Source organism: Limnohabitans sp. MMS-10A-192 (assembly GCF_003063335.1).
GTDB lineage: Bacteria > Pseudomonadota > Gammaproteobacteria > Burkholderiales > Burkholderiaceae_C > Limnohabitans_A.
Genome location: NZ_NERX01000001.1, coordinates 220,842 through 238,983 on the forward strand (window position 1 = coordinate 220,842; position 18,142 = coordinate 238,983).

The 18,142-nt window shown below is 60.6% G+C and carries 16 protein-coding genes; 11 read left to right on the plus strand and 5 right to left on the minus strand.

What is annotated here, in order from left to right:
* Positions 1-47 precede the first annotated feature (47 nt).
* From uraD to B9Z43_RS01135, 8 genes are all read left to right on the plus strand, one after another.
* Positions 48-1,823 (plus strand): 2-oxo-4-hydroxy-4-carboxy-5-ureidoimidazoline decarboxylase, encoded by a 1,776-nt coding sequence (gene uraD / locus B9Z43_RS01100; RefSeq protein WP_108322322.1) that lies wholly within the window; start codon positions 48-50, stop codon positions 1,821-1,823.
* Positions 1,820-3,082, plus strand: a complete 1,263-nt coding sequence (locus B9Z43_RS01105; protein WP_108322323.1) for a M20/M25/M40 family metallo-hydrolase — start codon at positions 1,820-1,822, stop codon at positions 3,080-3,082. Before uraD ends, B9Z43_RS01105 begins: the two co-directional genes overlap by 4 nt.
* 146 nt (positions 3,083-3,228) lie before the next feature.
* The gene (locus tag B9Z43_RS01110; protein ID WP_108322324.1) at positions 3,229-4,716 is read left to right on the plus strand and encodes a nucleobase:cation symporter-2 family protein; all 1,488 of its coding nucleotides are present in this window, start codon (positions 3,229-3,231) and stop codon (positions 4,714-4,716) included.
* 159 nt (positions 4,717-4,875) lie between these two features.
* Positions 4,876-7,173, plus strand: a complete 2,298-nt coding sequence (locus tag B9Z43_RS01115; RefSeq protein WP_108322325.1) for an NADP-dependent malic enzyme — start codon at positions 4,876-4,878, stop codon at positions 7,171-7,173.
* 171 nt (positions 7,174-7,344) lie between these two features.
* Positions 7,345-8,379, plus strand: a complete 1,035-nt coding sequence (locus B9Z43_RS01120) for an ABC transporter substrate-binding protein (RefSeq protein ID WP_108322326.1) — start codon at positions 7,345-7,347, stop codon at positions 8,377-8,379.
* Between the two features lie 162 nt (positions 8,380-8,541).
* A complete protein-coding gene (locus B9Z43_RS01125; protein WP_108322327.1) occupies positions 8,542-9,360 on the plus strand; it encodes an ABC transporter ATP-binding protein in 819 nt (272 codons plus the stop codon).
* Between the two features lie 15 nt (positions 9,361-9,375).
* Complete coding sequence (locus tag B9Z43_RS01130; RefSeq protein ID WP_108322328.1) at positions 9,376-10,143, plus strand: ABC transporter permease; 768 nt, start codon at positions 9,376-9,378, stop codon at positions 10,141-10,143.
* A gap of 19 nt (positions 10,144-10,162) precedes the next feature.
* Entirely contained in the window at positions 10,163-10,993 is an 831-nt protein-coding gene (locus tag B9Z43_RS01135) for an urease accessory protein UreD (RefSeq protein WP_108322329.1), read from the plus strand.
* A gap of 195 nt (positions 10,994-11,188) precedes the next feature.
* Here B9Z43_RS01135 and urtE read toward each other — a convergent pair whose 3' ends face one another.
* From urtE to urtA, 5 genes are all read right to left on the minus strand, one after another.
* Complete coding sequence (gene urtE / locus B9Z43_RS01140; RefSeq protein WP_108322330.1) at positions 11,189-11,893, minus strand: urea ABC transporter ATP-binding subunit UrtE; 705 nt, start codon at positions 11,891-11,893, stop codon at positions 11,189-11,191.
* A gap of 186 nt (positions 11,894-12,079) precedes the next feature.
* On the minus strand, positions 12,080-12,955 hold the full coding sequence (urtD, locus tag B9Z43_RS01145; RefSeq protein ID WP_108322331.1) for an urea ABC transporter ATP-binding protein UrtD: 876 nt from the start codon (positions 12,953-12,955) through the stop codon (positions 12,080-12,082).
* A complete protein-coding gene (gene urtC / locus B9Z43_RS01150) occupies positions 12,952-14,064 on the minus strand; it encodes an urea ABC transporter permease subunit UrtC (RefSeq protein ID WP_233249955.1) in 1,113 nt (370 codons plus the stop codon). The genes urtD and urtC overlap by 4 nt, the downstream gene beginning before the upstream one ends.
* A 2-nt stretch (positions 14,065-14,066) precedes the next feature.
* Entirely contained in the window at positions 14,067-15,650 is a 1,584-nt protein-coding gene (urtB, locus tag B9Z43_RS01155) for an urea ABC transporter permease subunit UrtB (RefSeq protein WP_108323044.1), read from the minus strand.
* 171 nt (positions 15,651-15,821) lie between these two features.
* Entirely contained in the window at positions 15,822-17,099 is a 1,278-nt protein-coding gene (gene urtA / locus B9Z43_RS01160; protein WP_108323046.1) for an urea ABC transporter substrate-binding protein, read from the minus strand.
* Between the two features lie 225 nt (positions 17,100-17,324).
* Between urtA and B9Z43_RS01165 the strand changes: the two genes are divergently transcribed.
* The 3 genes from B9Z43_RS01165 to B9Z43_RS01170 are packed head-to-tail and all read left to right on the plus strand — an operon-like array spanning position 17,325 to position 18,142.
* Entirely contained in the window at positions 17,325-17,627 is a 303-nt protein-coding gene (locus tag B9Z43_RS01165) for an urease subunit gamma (RefSeq protein WP_108322333.1), read from the plus strand.
* 37 nt (positions 17,628-17,664) lie between these two features.
* On the plus strand, positions 17,665-17,829 hold the full coding sequence (locus B9Z43_RS17110; protein ID WP_158270041.1) for a hypothetical protein: 165 nt from the start codon (positions 17,665-17,667) through the stop codon (positions 17,827-17,829).
* 7 nt (positions 17,830-17,836) lie between these two features.
* A complete protein-coding gene (locus B9Z43_RS01170) occupies positions 17,837-18,142 on the plus strand; it encodes an urease subunit beta (RefSeq protein ID WP_108322334.1) in 306 nt (101 codons plus the stop codon).

The following is an 18,142-nucleotide window of genomic DNA, read 5'->3' on the forward strand; positions in this document are numbered from 1 at the left end:
GCGGGAACCCCAGCATTCGCTAAGACAAAAACATTGACAGGACTCCCATGCCCTTGACCTTGGATCAACTCAACAGCGCATCGCACGCCGATGCAGCGCAAATGCTCGACGGCCTGTACGAACACTCGCCCTGGATCGCCGAACAGGCGCTCAACGAGCGGCCGTTCAAATCGCTGGCCCACCTCAAACACGCCATGTGCGAGGTGCTGGCACACGCCGGGCGCGACGCGCAGCTGGGCCTGATCCGCGCTCACCCGGAGCTGGCGGGCAAGGCCATGGTCAGCAAGACGCTGACGGCCGAATCGACCAACGAACAAACCAAGGCGGGCCTGACCGACTGCACCGCTGAAGAGTTCGCCAAGATTCAAAAACTCAATGCCGACTACAACGCCAAATTCGGCTGGCCCTTCATCCTGGCCGTGCGCGGCCCGCGTGGCGTGGGCTACAACAAGCAGCAGATCATCGACGCCTTTGAGCGCCGTCTGCATGGCCACCCCGAGTTTGAGCTGGCTGAGTGCCTGCGCAACATCCACCGCATCGTCGAGATCCGCCTGAACGACAAGTTTGGCGTGGAGCCCACGCTGGGCCACCAAGTGTGGGACTGGCAAGAAAAGCTGGCCCAGCACTCAGACCCCGGCTTTGCCGAACTGGGCCAACTCACCGTGACTTACCTGACCGACGCGCACCGCGCCTGCGCCCAACGCATCACGCAGAACATGCGCGAGTGTGGCTTTGACGAGGTTTACACCGACGCCGTGGGCAACGTGGTGGGCCGTTACCACCCGGCCGCTGCAGGTGGTAAATACCTGCTCACGGGATCGCACTACGACACCGTGCGCAACGGCGGCAAGTACGACGGGCGCTTGGGCATTTTTGTGCCCATGGCCTGCGTGCAGCAGCTGCACCAGCAAGGAAAACGTCTGCCCTTCGGCATCGAGGTCGTCGCCTTTGCCGAAGAAGAAGGCCAGCGCTACAAGGCCACCTTCCTCGGCTCGGGCGCCTTGATCGGCGACTTCAAGCCGGAGTGGCTGGACCAGCAAGACGCCGACGGCATCACCATGCGCGCGGCCATGCAGCACGCGGGCTTGTGCGTGGATGACATCCCCAAAATCCAGCGCGATCCGGCGCAATACCTGGGCTTTGTCGAGGTGCACATCGAGCAAGGCCCGGTGCTCAACGAAGTGAACATCCCGCTGGGTGTGGTCACGTCCATCAACGGCAGCGTGCGTTACCTGTGCGAGGTCATCGGCACCGCCAGCCACGCTGGCACCACCCCCATGGACCGCCGCCGCGACGCCGCCTGCGCCGTGGCGGAACTGGCGCTCTACATGGAGCAACGCGCCGCGAAAGACGGCGACAGCGTGGCCACCATCGGCCAGCTGAATGTGCCGGGCGGCTCCATCAACGTGGTGCCCGGTCGCTGCACCTTCAGCCTGGACATGCGCGCGCCCACCGATGCGCAGCGCGATGCGCTGGAAGCCGATGTGCTGGCCCAGCTGCAAGCCATCTGCGAGCGCCGCGGCCTGCGTCACACAGCCGAAGAAACCATGCGCGCCGCAGCTGCTCCCAGCGCCCCCGAATGGCAAGCCCGCTGGGAACGCGCCGTGAGCGCCTTGGGCGTGCCGCTGTTCAAACTCCCCAGCGGCGCGGGCCACGACGCCATGAAGCTGCACGAAGTCATGCCACAAGCCATGCTGTTTGTGCGCGGCGAAAACGCGGGCATCAGCCACAACCCGCTCGAATCCACCACCAGCGACGACATGCAGCTGTGCGTCGACGCCTTCACCCATGTTTTGAACCAACTCGCATCGGAACTGTCATGACCGCCACAACAGAACAATACGCACAACTCGACACCTGGATCGACGCGCACTTTGACGAGCAAGTGAAGTTCTTGCAAGCGCTGGTGCAGGTGCCCACCGACACCCCACCCGGCAACAACGCGCCCCACGCCGAGCGCACCGCCGAGCTGCTGGCCCCCATGGGCTTTGTGGCAGAAAAGCACGCCGTGCCCGCTGCCGACGTGAAAGCCTATGGCCTGGAGTCGATCACCAACCTGATCGTGCGCCGCCGATACAGCGAAAACGGCGAAGGCAACACCATTGCTCTCAACGCCCACGGCGATGTGGTACCACCCGGCGAAGGCTGGACGCACGACCCGTATGGCGGTGAAGTCAAAGACGGCGCCATGTACGGCCGCGCCACCGCCGTGAGCAAGTCGGACTTTTCCACCTTCACCTTTGCCACGCGGGCGCTCGAATCGTTGAACGCCCCGCTCAAAGGCGGTGTGGAACTGCACTTCACTTACGACGAAGAATTTGGCGGCGAGATGGGCCCCGGCTGGCTGCTGGCGCAAGGCCTGACCAAGCCCGATCTGATGATCGCAGCTGGCTTCAGCTACGAAGTGGTCACCGCGCACAACGGCTGCCTGCAAATGGAAGTGACGGTGCAAGGCGAGATGGCCCACGCGGCCATCCCGGACAGCGGCACCGATGCGCTGCAAGGCGCGGTGCACATCTTGAATGCGCTGCACGCGCTGAACGCCGAGTACAAAAAGACCACCTCCTCGGTCAAAGGCATCACCCACCCGTACTTGAACGTGGGCCAGATCAGCGGCGGCACCAACACCAATGTGGTGCCCGGCAAGGTCGTCTTCAAACTCGACCGCCGCATGATCCCCGAAGAGAACCCGGCCGAAGTGGAAGCCAGCATTCGCCAAACCATCGAGGGTGCGGTCCAGAGCTTCAACCCACCACGCGGCGGCAAGCAGCTCAAGGTGGACATCAAACGCCTGCTGCTGGCCAATGCCATGAAGCCGCTGGATGGCAACAAACCGCTGGTCGACGCCATCCAGAAACACGGTCAAACCGTGTTCGGGCAAGCCATCCCCGCCGTGGGCACGCCGCTGTACACCGACGTGCGCCTGTACGTGGAGCGCGGCATCCCCGGCGTGATCTACGGCGCAGGCCCCCGCACCGTGCTGGAGAGCCACGCCAAACGCGCCGACGAGCGCGTGCAACTGGAAGACGTGCGCCGAGCCACCAAGGTGGTGGCGCGGACGCTGCTGGATTTGCTGGCTTGAGCTGAAAGCCTGCCCGATCGCACGACGGGCAGGGTTTTCACGCATCCACAGCGCATTTAATTTTGTATACAGTTTAGAACACAAAGAGGCACACATCTAGCCACTTTGGGTTTTCCCCCTCTGTTTACTGTCAAGGAGCCTCCTCCATGAGTTCAACCATTCATCCCGTCGACGAGAAATTGCCCAATGGCAAGCTCGCCGCTTTGGGGCTGCAACATGTGCTGGTGATGTATGCCGGCGCTGTGGCCGTGCCCCTGATCGTGGGCCGCGCCCTGAAACTGAGCCCGCAAGACGTGGCTTACCTGATTTCGGCCGACCTGTTTTGCTGCGGTCTGGTCACGCTGATCCAGTCGCTTGGCGCGACACAGCTGTTCGGTATCCGTCTGCCCGTCATGATGGGCGTGACCTTTGCATCCGTGGCGCCCATGGTGGCCATGGCCAACGCCAACCCCGGCGAAATGGGGGCACAGCTGATCTTTGGCTCCATCATCGGGGCGGGCATCATCTCGATCCTGATCGCGCCGTTGGTCAGCCGCATGCTGCGTTTCTTCCCGCCTGTGGTCACCGGCACCATCATTGCCGTGATCGGCATCAGCCTGATGCGCATCGGCATCAACTGGATTTTTGGCAACCCCTTTGGCCCCACAGCGCCCAGCATCGTGACGCCAGAGCACAAGCAGTGGCTGGACGCAGCGGCTGCCGCCGCCAGCGCCCCCGGCTCCACCTTGCCTGCCATTCCCAAAGACCTGGCGCTCTTGCCCAAGATGCCCAACCCCAAATATGCCGACCTGACCGGCGTGGGCATTGCCGCACTGGTGTTGGTGTCGATCATGGTGATCGCCCGTTACGCCAAAGGTTTTGTGGCCAACATTTCGGTCTTGCTGGGCATCGTCATCGGCGGTGTGGTGGCCACGGCCATGGGCCTGATGAACTTCGACAAAGTGGGCAAAGCCGCGTGGTTTGACGTGGTCACACCGTTCCACTTCGGCATGCCTGTGTTTGAACCGGTGCTGATTTTGACCATGACCTTGGTCATGATCGTGGTGATGATCGAGTCGACCGGCATGTTCCTCGCTTTGGGCGAAATGACCGACACCAAGGTCGATCAAGCGGCACTCACACGCGGCCTGCGCACCGACGGTTTGGGCACGCTGATTGGCGGTATCTTCAACACTTTCCCTTACACCAGCTTCTCGCAAAACGTGGGTCTGGTCGCCGTCACTGGCGTCAAGAGCCGCTTTGTCTGCGTGGCCGGTGGTTTGATCTTGGTCGCCTTGGGCCTGCTGCCCAAAATGGCCGCGCTGATCGAGTCGCTGCCCACCGTGGTGCTGGGTGGCGCGGGCCTGGTGATGTTCGGCATGGTGGCCGCCACAGGCATCCGCATCCTGGGCGGTGTGGACTTCAAGAACAACCGTTTCAACGCCATGATCGTGGCGATTTCGATCGGTATCGGCATGATCCCGCTGATCGCCCCCAACTTCAAACAGTGGATGCCGCATGGTCTGCACCCCCTGATCGAGTCGGGCATTTTGCTGGCCTCCATCAGTGCTGTGCTGCTGAACCTGTTCTTCAACGGCGCCAGCGGTGACAACCGCGATGCGATCGAAGCGGCCAAGCAGGCTGAAGCGCACTGAGTTGCGAGCTGACCTGCCCCAGAAAGGCAGGACTTCAAAAGGCCAAGCCAAGTGCTTGGCCTTTTGCTTTTCAGGGGGGTAATCCTCATCGAAAGCGGGTGACAAATGGGTTACGCTGTCACCCATTCTGTTTTTTCTTTATCTATTGAGACAACAACAATGAGCGACAACCTCTCCCCCGCCGAACAAGCCCTGCGCGACGCCGCCCGTGACTACCACCGCTACCCCACACGCGGCAAAATTTCGGTCAACCCCACCAAGCCCATGTCCAACCAGCGCGACCTTTCGCTGGCCTATTCGCCCGGCGTGGCTTATCCCTGCTTGGACATCGCGGCCGACCCGTCCAAAGCGCACGAATACACCTCACGCGGCAACCTGGTGGCCGTGATCACCAACGGCACCGCCGTGCTGGGCTTGGGCGACATCGGCCCGCTGGCCAGCAAGCCCGTCATGGAAGGCAAAGGCGGCCTGTTCAAGAAGTTCGCAGGCATCGACGTGTTCGACATCGAGCTGGCCGAGCGCGACCCCGACAAGCTGGTCGAAATCATCGCCAGCATGGAACCGACCCTTGGCGGCATCAACCTGGAAGACATCAAAGCCCCCGAGTGCTTCTACATCGAGAAGAAGCTGCGCGAGCGCATGAACATCCCGGTCTTCCACGACGACCAGCACGGCACCGCCATCATCTCGGCCGCCGCCATGCTCAACGGCCTGGAGCTGGTGGGCAAAGACATCGGCGCTGTTAAAGTGGCCGTGTCGGGCGCGGGCGCTGCGGCCATTGCCTGCCTCGACGTGATGGTGGGCCTGGGCGTGAAGACCAGCAACATTTTTGTGTGCGACTCCAAAGGCGTGATCTACGAAGGCCGCCCCGGCGGTTACGACGAGTCCAAAGCCCGCTACGCGCAAAAGACCGAAGACCGCACTTTGGCCGATGCGGTCAAGGGCGCAGACGTGTTCCTGGGCTGCTCGGCCCCCGGCGTCATGACCGTCGAGATGGTCAAGACCATGGCCGACAAGCCGATCATCCTGGCCTTGGCCAACCCCGAGCCCGAAATCCGCCCCGAACTGGCCAAGGCCGCACGGCCAGACTGCATCATCGCCACCGGCCGCTCGGACTACCCGAACCAGGTCAACAACGTCCTGTGCTTCCCCTACATCTTCCGGGGCGCACTGGACTGCGGCGCGACCAAGATCACCGAGGCCATGAAGCTGGCCTGCGTGCGCCAGATCGCCGACTTGGCCAAGGCCGACATCAGCGAAGAAGTGGCCAGCGCCTACGCCGGGCAAGACCTGACCTTTGGCAGCGACTACCTGATCCCCAAGCCCTTTGACTCGCGTTTGATCTTGCGCATCGCACCCGCTGTGGCGCAGGCTGCCGCCGACTCTGGCGTGGCAACCCGCCCCATCACCGACATGGAGGCCTACCGCCAGCAGCTGCAAAGCTTTGTCTCGCAAACCGGTTTGCTGATGCGCCCCATCTTCAACGCGGCCAAGGCCGTGGCCAACGGCGCCAAGCGCGTGGCCTATGCCGATGGCGAAGACGACCGCGCCCTGCGTGCAGCGCAGATGGCCATTGACGAAAAGCTGGCCTATCCGATCCTGATCGGTCGCCCTTCTGTCATCAGCACCCGCATCGAAAAAGCGGGTCTGCGCATGCGCCTGGGGGTAGACGTGGACAACGTGAACCCTGAAGACGACCCACGTTTTCGCCAGTATTGGGAGCACTACCACCAGCTGATGAAGCGCAATGGCGCGACCCCCGCCGTGGCCAAGGCCGCCGTGCGCCGCTCCAACACCATCATCGGTTCGTTGATGGTCTCGCTGGGCGACGCCGACGCCATGATCTGCGGCCTGGCCGGCACCTACATGACGCACCTGGAGCGCATCGACAGCATCTTGGGCAAGCGTGCGGGCGTAGGCAACTACGCCGCCGTGAACGCGCTCATGACCAACCAGGGCCCGCTCTTCATCACCGACACCTATGTCAACGAGGACCCCAGCGCCGAGCAACTGGCCGAAATCGCCTTCATGGCGGCGCAAGAGGTGCAGCGCTTTGGCATCGTGCCCAAGGTGGCCTTCCTTTCGCATTCGAGCTACGGCTCGTCCAAGCGCGCTTCGGCCCGCAAAATGCGCCTGGCCCGTGACCTGTTCGTGGCCCAGCACCCCGACATCGAATGCGATGGCGAGCTGCACGGCGACGCAGCCCTGCAGCCCGAAATCCGCAGCGCTTACATCGAAGACAGCTCGCTGACCGGTTCGGCCAACCTGCTGGTCTGCCCCAACCTGGACGCGGCCAACATTTTGTACAACGTCATGAAAACCACCACCAGCGGCGGTGTGACGGTGGGCCCGGTCCTGATGGGCACGGCGGCCACCGCCCACATCCTGACGCCTGCGGCCACTGTGCGCCGCGTGCTGAACATGACGGCGCTGGCCGTGGCCTGCGCCAACGCCTGAGGCACGAAAAACCAGCATTAGCCCCGTTTTGGTGCGTATTCAGGTCCTGATCCGCACCAAAAACGGGGGCTTCTAGGGGATCAACCTGACACGAGCCGTCAGGACCGTGGTCAATAATGGCATCGATTTTGCTAGACAAGATTCACCGTTTATTTGACCCAGGAGCTCCTCATGAACAAGCGTTTCTTACTCAAGGCCACTGCCGCATTGGCCGCTGTTGCTGCTTTCAGCACCGCCCAAGCCCAAACCACGCCGATCAAGTTTCAATTGGACTGGCGCTTTGAAGGCCCAGCGGCCTTCTTCTTGCTGCCTGCAGCCAAGGGTTATTTCAAAGACGCCAAGTTGGACGTGACGGTGGACTCGGGCAACGGTTCGGGCGGCGCGGTCACCCGCGTGGCTTCGGGCACCTATGACCTGGGCTTTGCCGACCTGGCCGCCCTGATGGAATTCCACGCCAACAACCCCGACGCACCCAACAAGCCTGTGGCCATCATGATGGTCTACAACAACACGCCCGCTTCGGTCATGGCTTTGAAGAAGTCTGGCATCAAGACCCCGGCTGACCTGGCAGGCAAAAAACTGGGCGCACCCGTGTTTGACGCAGGCCGTCGCGCTTTCCCCATCTTCCAAAAAGCCAACGGCATTGGCAACGTGGCCTGGACCGCCATGGACCCACCATTGCGCGAGACCATGTTGGTGCGTGGTGACGTGGACGCCATCACCGGCTTCACCTTCACCTCGCTGCTCAACATCGAAGCGCGTGGCGTGAAGGCCGAAGACGTGGTGGTCATGCAGTACCCCGACTTTGGCGTCAAGCTCTACGGCAACGCGATCATCGCCTCGCCCAAGATCCTGAAAGAGAACCCCGCTGCCGTGAAAGCCTTCTTGTCGGCCTTCACCAAAGGCGCGAAAGACGTGATCGCCGACCCGGCCAAAGCCATTGAATCGGTCAAGGCCCGCGACGGCATCATCAACGTGGCGCTGGAAACACGCCGCCTGCAACTGGCCATTGACACCGTGATCAACAGCCCCTCGGCCCGCGCCGAAGGTTTTGGCCAGATCAACGGCCCCCGCATGACGCTGATGGCTTCGCAAGTGTCCGACGCCTTCAACACCAAGACCCGCGTCAAGTCCGAAGACATCTGGAATGGCTCGTTCTTGCCCACAGCCAAAGAGCTGGACATCCTGCCCAAAGGCAAGAAGTAAAGCATCGCAAGGGACGGGTCTGCCAACGGCAGGCCGCGTCCCTTTCCTGTGCCAAGTGAGCGCTTGCAGGCGCGAAAGCCCACTTCAACTCATGCGGAGTCTGTGGGCTTTTCCCGGATCGGCGCTGTATACACTTTCGAACACCATTTCAAAGCTCACACCATGTCCCAAGAAGCATTTGTCGATTTCCAGAATGTCTGGCTGGCCTACAACGACGAGTTGCTGGCGCAAAACCACTTCGCGGTCGAAGACATCAACCTGCAAGTCAAGCAAGGCGAATTCATCGCCATCGTCGGCCCTTCGGGTTGCGGCAAATCCACCTTCATGAAGCTGACCACAGGCCTGAAGATGCCCAGCAAGGGCAGCATTCTGGTCGACGGCGAACCCGTCACCGGCCCGCTCAAGATCAGCGGCATGGCGTTTCAGGCTTCGTCGCTGCTGCCTTGGCGCACCACGCTCGACAACGTGCTGCTGCCGCTCGAAATCGTGGAGCCCTACCGCTCCAACTTCAAGCAAAAGAAAGCCGAGTATGTGGAGCGTGCCCGCAAACTGCTCAACACCGTGGGGCTGGCCGGTTACGAAGACAAGTTCCCCTGGCAACTGTCGGGCGGCATGCAACAACGCGCCAGCATCTGCCGCGCCTTGATTCATGAGCCCAAGATGCTGCTGCTCGACGAGCCCTTTGGCGCGCTCGACGCCTTCACCCGCGAAGAACTCTGGTGCATCTTGCGTGACCTGTGGACCGAGCAAAAATTCAACGTGATTTTGGTCACGCACGACCTGCGCGAATCGGTGTTTCTGGCCGACACGGTCTATGTGATGAGCAAGAGCCCCGGCCGCTTTGTGGTGAAAAAGGAAATTGACCTGCCGCGCCCGCGTGATCTGGAGATCACCTACACCCCTGAATTCACCAACATCGTGCACGAGCTGCGCGGCCACATCGGTGCCATGCGCAAGACCGGCGCCACCATCAACCAATAAGCGGGAGCAAACCACATGAAACAAAAAACACTGGAACGCTGGTCTCCCTGGGTGTTGCTGGTCCTCAGCATCCTGATTTGGGAAGTCCTGTGCCGCGCTTTCAACGTCTCGGAATTCGTTTTCCCAAGCCCCTCGCGCATCGCGCAGCAAACGGTTGAGTTCAAAGAAGTGATTGCAGGCCACGCCTGGCGCACCTTCTGGGTGACCATGGTGGGCTTTGGCATTGCCATCGTGGTCGGCGTGTTGCTCGGCTTTGTGATCGGCAGCTCGCGCCTGGCTTACGCCGCCGTGTACCCGCTCATGACCGCCTTCAACGCCCTGCCCAAAGCGGCCTTCGTGCCCATCTTGGTGGTGTGGTTCGGCATCGGCATCGGCCCCGCCATCCTCACGGCGTTCCTCATCAGCTTCTTCCCGATCATGGTGAACATCGCCACCGGTCTGGCCACACTGGAGCCTGAGCTGGAAGACGTGCTGCGCGTGCTGGGCGCCAAGCGCTGGGACGTGCTGATCAAGGTCGGCCTGCCCCGCTCCATGCCTTACTTTTATGGCTCGCTCAAAGTGGCCATCACGCTGGCCTTTGTGGGCACCACCGTGTCCGAGATGACGGCCTCCAACGAAGGCATTGGCTACCTGCTGATCTCGGCAGGTTCGGCCATGCAGATGGGCCTGGCGTTTTCGGGTCTGGTGGTGGTGGGTGCCATGGCCATGGTCATGTACGAACTGTTCAGCTACATCGAAAAGCACACCACCGCTTGGGCCCACCGCGGCTCGCAAGGCGAATGAACGGCCAGCGAGTGAAGGCATGACCTGGCACGCCAGTCTGAGCCTTGACTACACGCTGGAGTCCGAGCGCAGCGTCGCCCGCTACACCCACAAAGGGCCGCTGCGCATTTTGCAAAGCCTCTACCCCGAAGGCGATGCGGTGTGTCACAACGTGCTGGTGCACCCGCCCAGTGGCCTCGTGGGCGGCGACACGCTGGACATGACCGTGACCGTGGGCTCTGGCGCCCATGGCTTGGTCACCACGCCTGGAGCCACACGCTTTTACCGATCCGATGCTGGCCTGGCCACGCAGCAAGTGCATGCGCGTGTGGCCGCCGATGCACGGCTGGAGTGGCTGCCACTGGAAGCCATTGCCTACAACGGCTGCGACGGCCTCAACCGCGCCGTGTTTGAGCTGGCCCCCGGCGCAGAAATGATGACCTGGGACATCACCGCGCTGGGCTTGCCCGCTGCCGACTTGCCATTTGCCCAAGGCACGTTTCGGCAACACCTGGAGATTCCAGGCGTATGGTTGGAGCGCGGCACGATCAACGCCACCGACACACGGCTGATGAACAGCCCACTGGGTTTAGCAGGACAACGCTGCATGGCCACGCTGGTGTTTGCGGCAGGCAGCGCGATCGCCAGTGAGCGTACCGAGCGAGCGCTGGCCTGTGCACGCGAACTGCTGGAAGGATCACAACTACGCCTCACCGCAGGCGCTACCTCACCGCACAAACAGGTCATTGTGCTGCGCGTGCTGTCACCTGTGACCGAGCCGGCCATGCAGTTGCTGCGGCAAGTGTGGGCCGCTTGGCGGCATGAGATGTGGGGCATGAGCGGCACGGTGCCAAGGCTTTGGAATCTGTGATTCTGGATTGCCGCGCTTCGCTCGCAATGACCCAAAATCAGCGGTACCGCTCAGCGCACATGCTGTACATGGGCGGTCATTGCGAGGAGCGAAGCGACGCGGCAATCCAGTACGGTGATAGATTGGGCACTATGCCCTTGAAACCGCCGTAATCTGGATCAATGCGCTTCGCACAATGTCCAAATGGCGCTTTGATCAAATTGCCACCAACTGCTGAATGTTCTTTTCCTTCATCTCGCTGCCTGGACCGCGAGCAATGACTTCGCCGCGCTCCATCACCACATACTGGTCGGCCAGTTCCTCGGCAAAGTCGTAGTACTGCTCGCACAGCAACACGGCCATGCGCTGGCCTTGCAGGCCAACGTCGGCAAGCTGGCGGATCACACGGCCAATGTCTTTGATGATGCTGGGCTGAATGCCCTCGGTGGGTTCGTCCAGGATCAGCAAACGCGGCTTGGCCGCCAAGGCGCGGGCAATGGCCAGTTGCTGTTGTTGCCCGCCAGACAAGTCACCGCCACGGCGGTGCAGCATTTGTTTGAGCACCGGGAACAGTTCAAACAACTCGGGTGGGATCGGTGTTCCACCCGGCTGTGTGGCCAACCCCATGAGCAAGTTGTCTTCCACCGTCAATCGGGCAAAAATTTCTCGGCCTTGGGGCACGTAGCCAATACCGGCTGCGGCACGTTCGTAAGGTTTGGCGCTGGTGAGGTCTTTGCCATCCAGCAGCACGCTGCCGCTTTTGGTCGGCACCAGGCCCATGAGGCTTTTGAGCAGTGTGGTCTTGCCCACGCCGTTGCGGCCCAAAAGCACCGTGACCTGACCTTGCTGCGCGTTCAGGCTCACATCGCGCAGGATGTGGGAGCCGCCGTAGTATTGGTGAATGTTTTTGACTTCAAGCATTGAAAACCTCATTAAATGTCTGATGGGTGCAATTCATCATTGCATCCCACCTCATCGTCATTGCGAGCGAAGCGCGGCAATCCAGCAGCTACAGTGGGTCTGGCGCTAAAGCCTTTTGCGATCGTTCCAGCTGGATTGCCGCGTCGCAAGCTCCTCGCAATGACAAAAACATGCCGCGCCAATCCATCAACGTCCCAAATAGACCTCAATCACCCGCTCGTCGGCTTGCACCTGATCGAGCGTGCCCTGGGCCAGCACCGAGCCGTCGCACAGCACGGTGACGATGTCCGAGATGGTGCGGATGAAGCTCATGTCGTGCTCTACCACCATGAGCGAGTGCTTGCCTTTGAGTGTCAAAAACAGCTCGGCGGTGCGCTCGGTTTCGTGGTCGGTCATACCGGCAACGGGTTCATCCAGCAGCAACAATTTGGGGTCTTGCATGAGCAGCATGCCAATCTCCAGCCACTGCTTTTGGCCGTGGCTGAGCAGACCCGCGGGCTTGCTGACGCTATCGGCCAAGTGGATGGTGTGCAGCACTTCGGCCAGGCGGTCACTCTGGCGTGAGTCGAGCTTGAAGAACATCGAGGCCTTCACCCCCTTGGGGGTTTTGAGTGCCAACTCCAGGTTTTCAAACACCGTCAAATGCTCGAACACTGTGGGCTTTTGGAACTTGCGGCCAATGCCCAGTTGGGCAATCTCGGGCTCGTTGTGTCGCAACAAGTCGATGGTGCTGCCAAAGTACACGCTACCTTCGTCCGGACGGGTTTTGCCGGTGATGATGTCCATCATCGTGGTCTTGCCCGCGCCGTTGGGGCCGATGATGCAACGCAACTCGCCTGGCGCGATGTCCAGCGACAGCTTGTTGATGGCCTTGAAGCCGTCAAAGCTCACACTCACGTCTTCGAGGTACAGGATGCGGCCATGGGTCACATCCACTTCATTCGCGTCTTGCACCACGCGGCCATAGCCTGCGCTGCGGCCACCGGACTCGGTCGATTCGGCCACCAGCTTGGCGTGTTCGGCCACGCGCTCAGCGCCTTTTTTCAGCAGGTCGGGCGTCATGCGGCACCGCCTTTCTTGTTTTTGAGTTTGGTGATCAGACCGACCACGCCCTGAGGCAGATACAAAGTGACCGCAATGAACAGCGCCCCCAAAAAGTACAACCAAAACTCGGGCGCAGTCACCGTGAGCCAGCTCTTGGCCCCGTTGACCAGGAATGCGCCCACAATGGGGCCGATCAAAGTGCCACGGCCACCCACTGCGGCCCACACCGCGATCTCGATCGAGTTGGCCGCGCTCATCTCACCCGGGTTGATGATGCCCACTTGCGGCACATACAAGGCCCCGGCGATGCCGCACATCACGGCCGAAATGACCCAGATGCTCAGCTTGTAAGGCAGTGGCGAATAGCCCGAGAACATCACACGCGTTTCGGCATCGCGGATCGCCATCAACACGCGGCCGTATTTGCTTCCCACCAACCAGCGCGAGAACACATAAAAGCCCAGCAAGGTCAGGCCAGTGATGACAAACAGCACCATGCGCATGCCGGGTGTGGCAATCGGCAGGTCCAAAATGCGTTTGAAATCGGTGAAGCCGTTGTTGCCACCAAAGCCGGTTTCGTTGCGGAAGAACAGCAGCATGGCCGCATAGGTCATGGCCTGGGTGATGATCGAGAAATACACCCCTTTGATGCGCGAGCGGAAGGCGAAGTAACCGAACACGAAGGCGATGAAGCCTGGCGCCAGCACCACCAAACACAAGGTTGCGATGAAGCTGTCCGACAGCATCCAGTGCCAGGGCAACTCTTTCCAATCCAGAAAGACCATGAAGTCGGGCAAGTTGCTTTTGTAGTTGCCGTCTTGGCCGATCTGGCGCATGAGGTACATGCCCATCACATAGCCGCCCAAAGCGAAGAACAAACCGTGGCCCAGCGACAAGATGCCGGTGTAGCCCCAGATCAGGTCCATGGCCAACGCACAGATGGCGTAACACATGATCTTGCCGATCAAGGCAATGGCGTAGTCACTCAGGTGGAAAGCGCTGCCCGCAGGCACCAGCAAGTTGAACACCGGTGCCACGACACCGACCACGATCAGCGCCAGCAAAAACACCGACCAGGCTTTACGCGTCAGCAAGGGCGCGGCTTGAGGTAATGTGAATGCAGTCATGGTCATGCCTCCGCGCTGCGACCCTTCATCGCGAAGATGCCTTGGGGGCGCTTCTGGATGAAGATGATGATGAACACCAGCACGCAGATCTTGGCCAGCACAGCGCCGGTCCAGCCTTCGAGCAACTTGTTGACCAGGCCCAAGCCCAGCGCGGCATACACGGTGCCGGCCAACTGGCCCACGCCGCCCAAGACCACCACCATGAACGAATCCACGATGTAGCTTTGGCCCAGATCAGGGCCGACGTTGCCGACCTGACTCAAGGCGCATCCGGCCAGTCCTGCAATGCCCGATCCCAGCGCAAAGGCGTAGGTGTCAATGCGGGCGGTGTTGACGCCCATGCATGAAGCCATGGGGCGGTTTTGCGTGACGCCACGCACAAACAGGCCCAAGCGCGTCTTACCAATCAGCAAGGCCATGCCCACCAGAACGGCGGCTGCAAAAACGATGATGAGCACACGGTTCCAAGGCAATTGCAAGTTGGGCAGCAAGGCCAATGACCCGCTCATCCAAGAGGGGTTTTCCACACCGACGTTTTGCGCGCCAAACAAGCTGCGCACACCTTGCATCAACACCAGGCTGATGCCCCAAGTGGCCAGCAGTGTTTCGAGTGGACGGCCATACAAATGCTTGAGCACGGTGCGCTCCATCACCGCGCCCACCAGGGCCGAGGTGATGAAAGCCAAAGGCACCGCCGCCAGCAAATACCAGTCAAAAGCACCGGGCAGGTATTCGCGAAACAAGGCTTGCACAACGTAAGTGGCGTAGGCACCGATCATCATCAGCTCACCGTGCGCCATGTTGATCACGCCCATCAAGCCATAGGTGATGGCCAAGCCCAAGGCCACCAAGAGCAAGATGGAACCCAAGCTGGCCCCAGTGAACAAGGTGCCCAGTCGCTCGCCCCAACGCAGGCCCTGCTGCACAGTGGCCAAAGAGGTTTGAATTTGTTTTTTGACCGAAGGGTCTTGTTCTTCTGCCAAGCGCTGGTTGAGCAGCAGCAAGGTCTCGGGTTGCTGGCTGGCAGCCAACTCCTGGGCGGCCAGCAAGCGGTCGTTGGGGACATCGCTGCTGAGCAGTGCCGCCGCACGTGCCTGGCGCACCAGGCTCTTGACGGTCTCGTCTTGTTCGGCCGCCAATGCCTTGTTCAGCAAGGGTGCGCGGCTGGCGTCGGGCTCTTTAAGCAGCGACAAGGCGGCCAGGCGGCGCACCTTCACATCGGGGCTGAACAACTTGAGGGCGGCCAAGGCGGTGTCCAGCTCGCCACGCAAACGGTTGTTCAGCATCACGTCTTCGGCATGCGGGGGCACAGCCACCGCTTGGCCCGTAACCGGGTCCAGGCCCTGACCGTCGCGCACGACCAGCACCTGGTCTTTGGCAATTTTGACCACATCGTCGGCCAGCGCTTGCAAATAGGCTGCCGTTTTTTCATCGCCTTGGGCCACCGCTTTGGCCAAGGCTTGCACACGCGCATCGCTCTCTCCAATCGCGATGCCTCGGGCCTCCTGAATCGTCAGAGCATGTGCAGCCGACAGGCCCCACACCGCACTGGCGATCAACACGCCTTTCACAATCCATCTTTTCATTTTGCTCATCTCATGTTCAGCATTTTCTCGCCAAGGCAAGCTCGGACTTGAGATGGATTCCCGCCTGCGCGGGAATGACATTCGGATGTTTTGTCATCCCCGCGAACGCGGGGATCCATCTCCTTGGCTTTCATGGATTCCCACTTGCGCAGGAATGACATTTGGACCCGATCACTTCTTGACAGGTTCGTCAGGCTTGACGTCGTTGCCAGGGATGAAGGGGCTCCATGGCTTGGCTTTCACAGGACCGGGTGTTTTCCACACCACGTTGAACTGGCCGTCGGCCTTGATCTCACCGATGAACACCGACTTGTGCAGGTGGTGGTTCTTCTCGTCCATCTTGCTGGTGATGCCGCTCGGTGCCTTGAAGGTTTGACCGGCCATGGCGGCGATCACTTTGTCGGTGTCGGTGGACTTGGCTTTTTCAACCGCCTGCTTCCACATGTTGATACCGATGTAGGTGGCTTCCATCGGGTCGTTGGTCAAAGGCTTGTCTTTGTGACCGGCGATGTTTTTGGCCTTGGCATAAGCCGCCCACTTTTTGGTGAACTCGTCGTTGGCCGGGTTCTTGATGGACATGAAATAGTTCCATGCCGCCAGGTGACCGACCAATGGTTTGGTGTCCACACCGCGCAGCTCTTCTTCACCCACCGAGAAGGCCACGACGGGCACGTCTTTGGCTTTCAGGCCAGCGTTGCCCAGTTCCTTGTAGAAAGGCACGTTGGAGTCGCCGTTGATGGTGGACACCACAGCGGTCTTGCCACCGGCTGAGAATTTTTTCACGTCAGCCACGATGGTCTGGTAATCGCTGTGACCAAACGGGGTGTATTTTTCGTCGATGTCTTTGTCAGCCACGCCTTTGCTTTTCAGGTAAGCGCGCAAGATTTTGTTAGTCGTACGGGGGTAGACATAGTCGGTGCCCAGCAAAACCCAACGCTTGGCCGCGCCGCCTTCTTTGCTCATCAGGTAATCCACGGCAGGAATGGCTTGCTGGTTGGGCGCAGCGCCGGTGTAGAACACGTTTTTACTCAGCTCTTCACCTTCGTATTGCACGGGGTAAAACAGCAGGCCGTTCATTTCTTCGACGACCGGCAGGACCGATTTGCGTGACACCGAAGTCCAGCAACCGAAGATGACCGAGACTTTGTCTTGACCGAGCAGCTGTTTGGTTTTTTCAGCGAACAAAGGCCAGTTGGAGGCCGGGTCCACGATCACGGGCTCGAGCTTCTTGCCCAGCACGCCGCCCTTGGCGTTGATCTCGTCGATGGCCATGAGCACGGTGTCTTTCAACACGGTTTCGGAAATGGCCATGGTGCCGGACAGGCTGTGCAACACACCCACTTTGATGGTGTTGCCCGCTTGCGCTTGAGCTTGCGATACAAAGGTCAAGCTGCCAGCAACGAGGGCTGCAGCAGTAGCGAGGGCTTTGAGATTGCCACGACGGTTCATCATGTGATCACTCCAATCAGGAAAGTAAATGGATTCAAAAAAGGGCGGAGCGCTTGCAACGCTGAAACCTCTCTTGCAATCGCCGTGCCAACTTTTTCAAACACCCGCATGCACCACAAAATTCCCCAGCCATGCGCTAGGGAAATGGCACCCTCCCTATAAAGAGGCATGCTCTTTGCTACATTGACCCCATCGCACCGATTCACTTCCCAAGCACGCACCAATATGGAACTCACCCCTCGCGAAAAAGACAAGCTGCTGATCTTCACGGCGGCACTTTTGGCCGAGCGCCGCAAGGCCCGTGGCCTGAAACTGAACTACCCCGAAGCCATCGCGCTGATCAGCGCCGCGGTCATGGAAGGCGCACGGGACGGCAAGACTGTGGCCGAACTGATGAGCGAAGGCCGCACCGTTTTGACGCGTGCCGATGTGATGGATGGCATCGCCGAAATGATCCCCGACATCCAGGTCGAAGCCACATTTCCCGACGGCACCAAATTGGTGACCGTGCACCAACCTATCGTTTGAACACCCCTCTCAGCCCGACCCACTTGGAGACATTCCCATGAAAAATCTCACAACGCTTTTCATTGCCACTGCAGCGGCCAAGGCCATGGCGCACGACGGACACGGCCTGAGTGGCTCGCACTGGCACAGCACCGACGCTTGGGGCTTTGTGGCCTTCGGTGCCATGGCGCTGGCCGCCTGGTTCATCGGCCGCGGCAAGTGAGGCCCTGATGACACCCGGAGAACTTTTGATTGACAGCGGCACACACCCGATCAATGTGGGCCGCCGCACCTGCACCCTGGTGGTGCAAAACGCCAGCGATCGCCCCATTCAGGTGGGCTCGCATTACCACTTTGCCGAGACCAATGCGGGCCTGCGCTTTGACCGCGCTGAGACGCGTGGCATGCGCTTGAACATTGCATCGGGCACGGCCGTGCGCTTTGAGCCCGGCCAGCAACGCACCGTGGAACTGGTGGACTACGCAGGCGACCGGGTGGTGTATGGCTTTCGTGGCTTAACGCAAGGGAAACTCTGA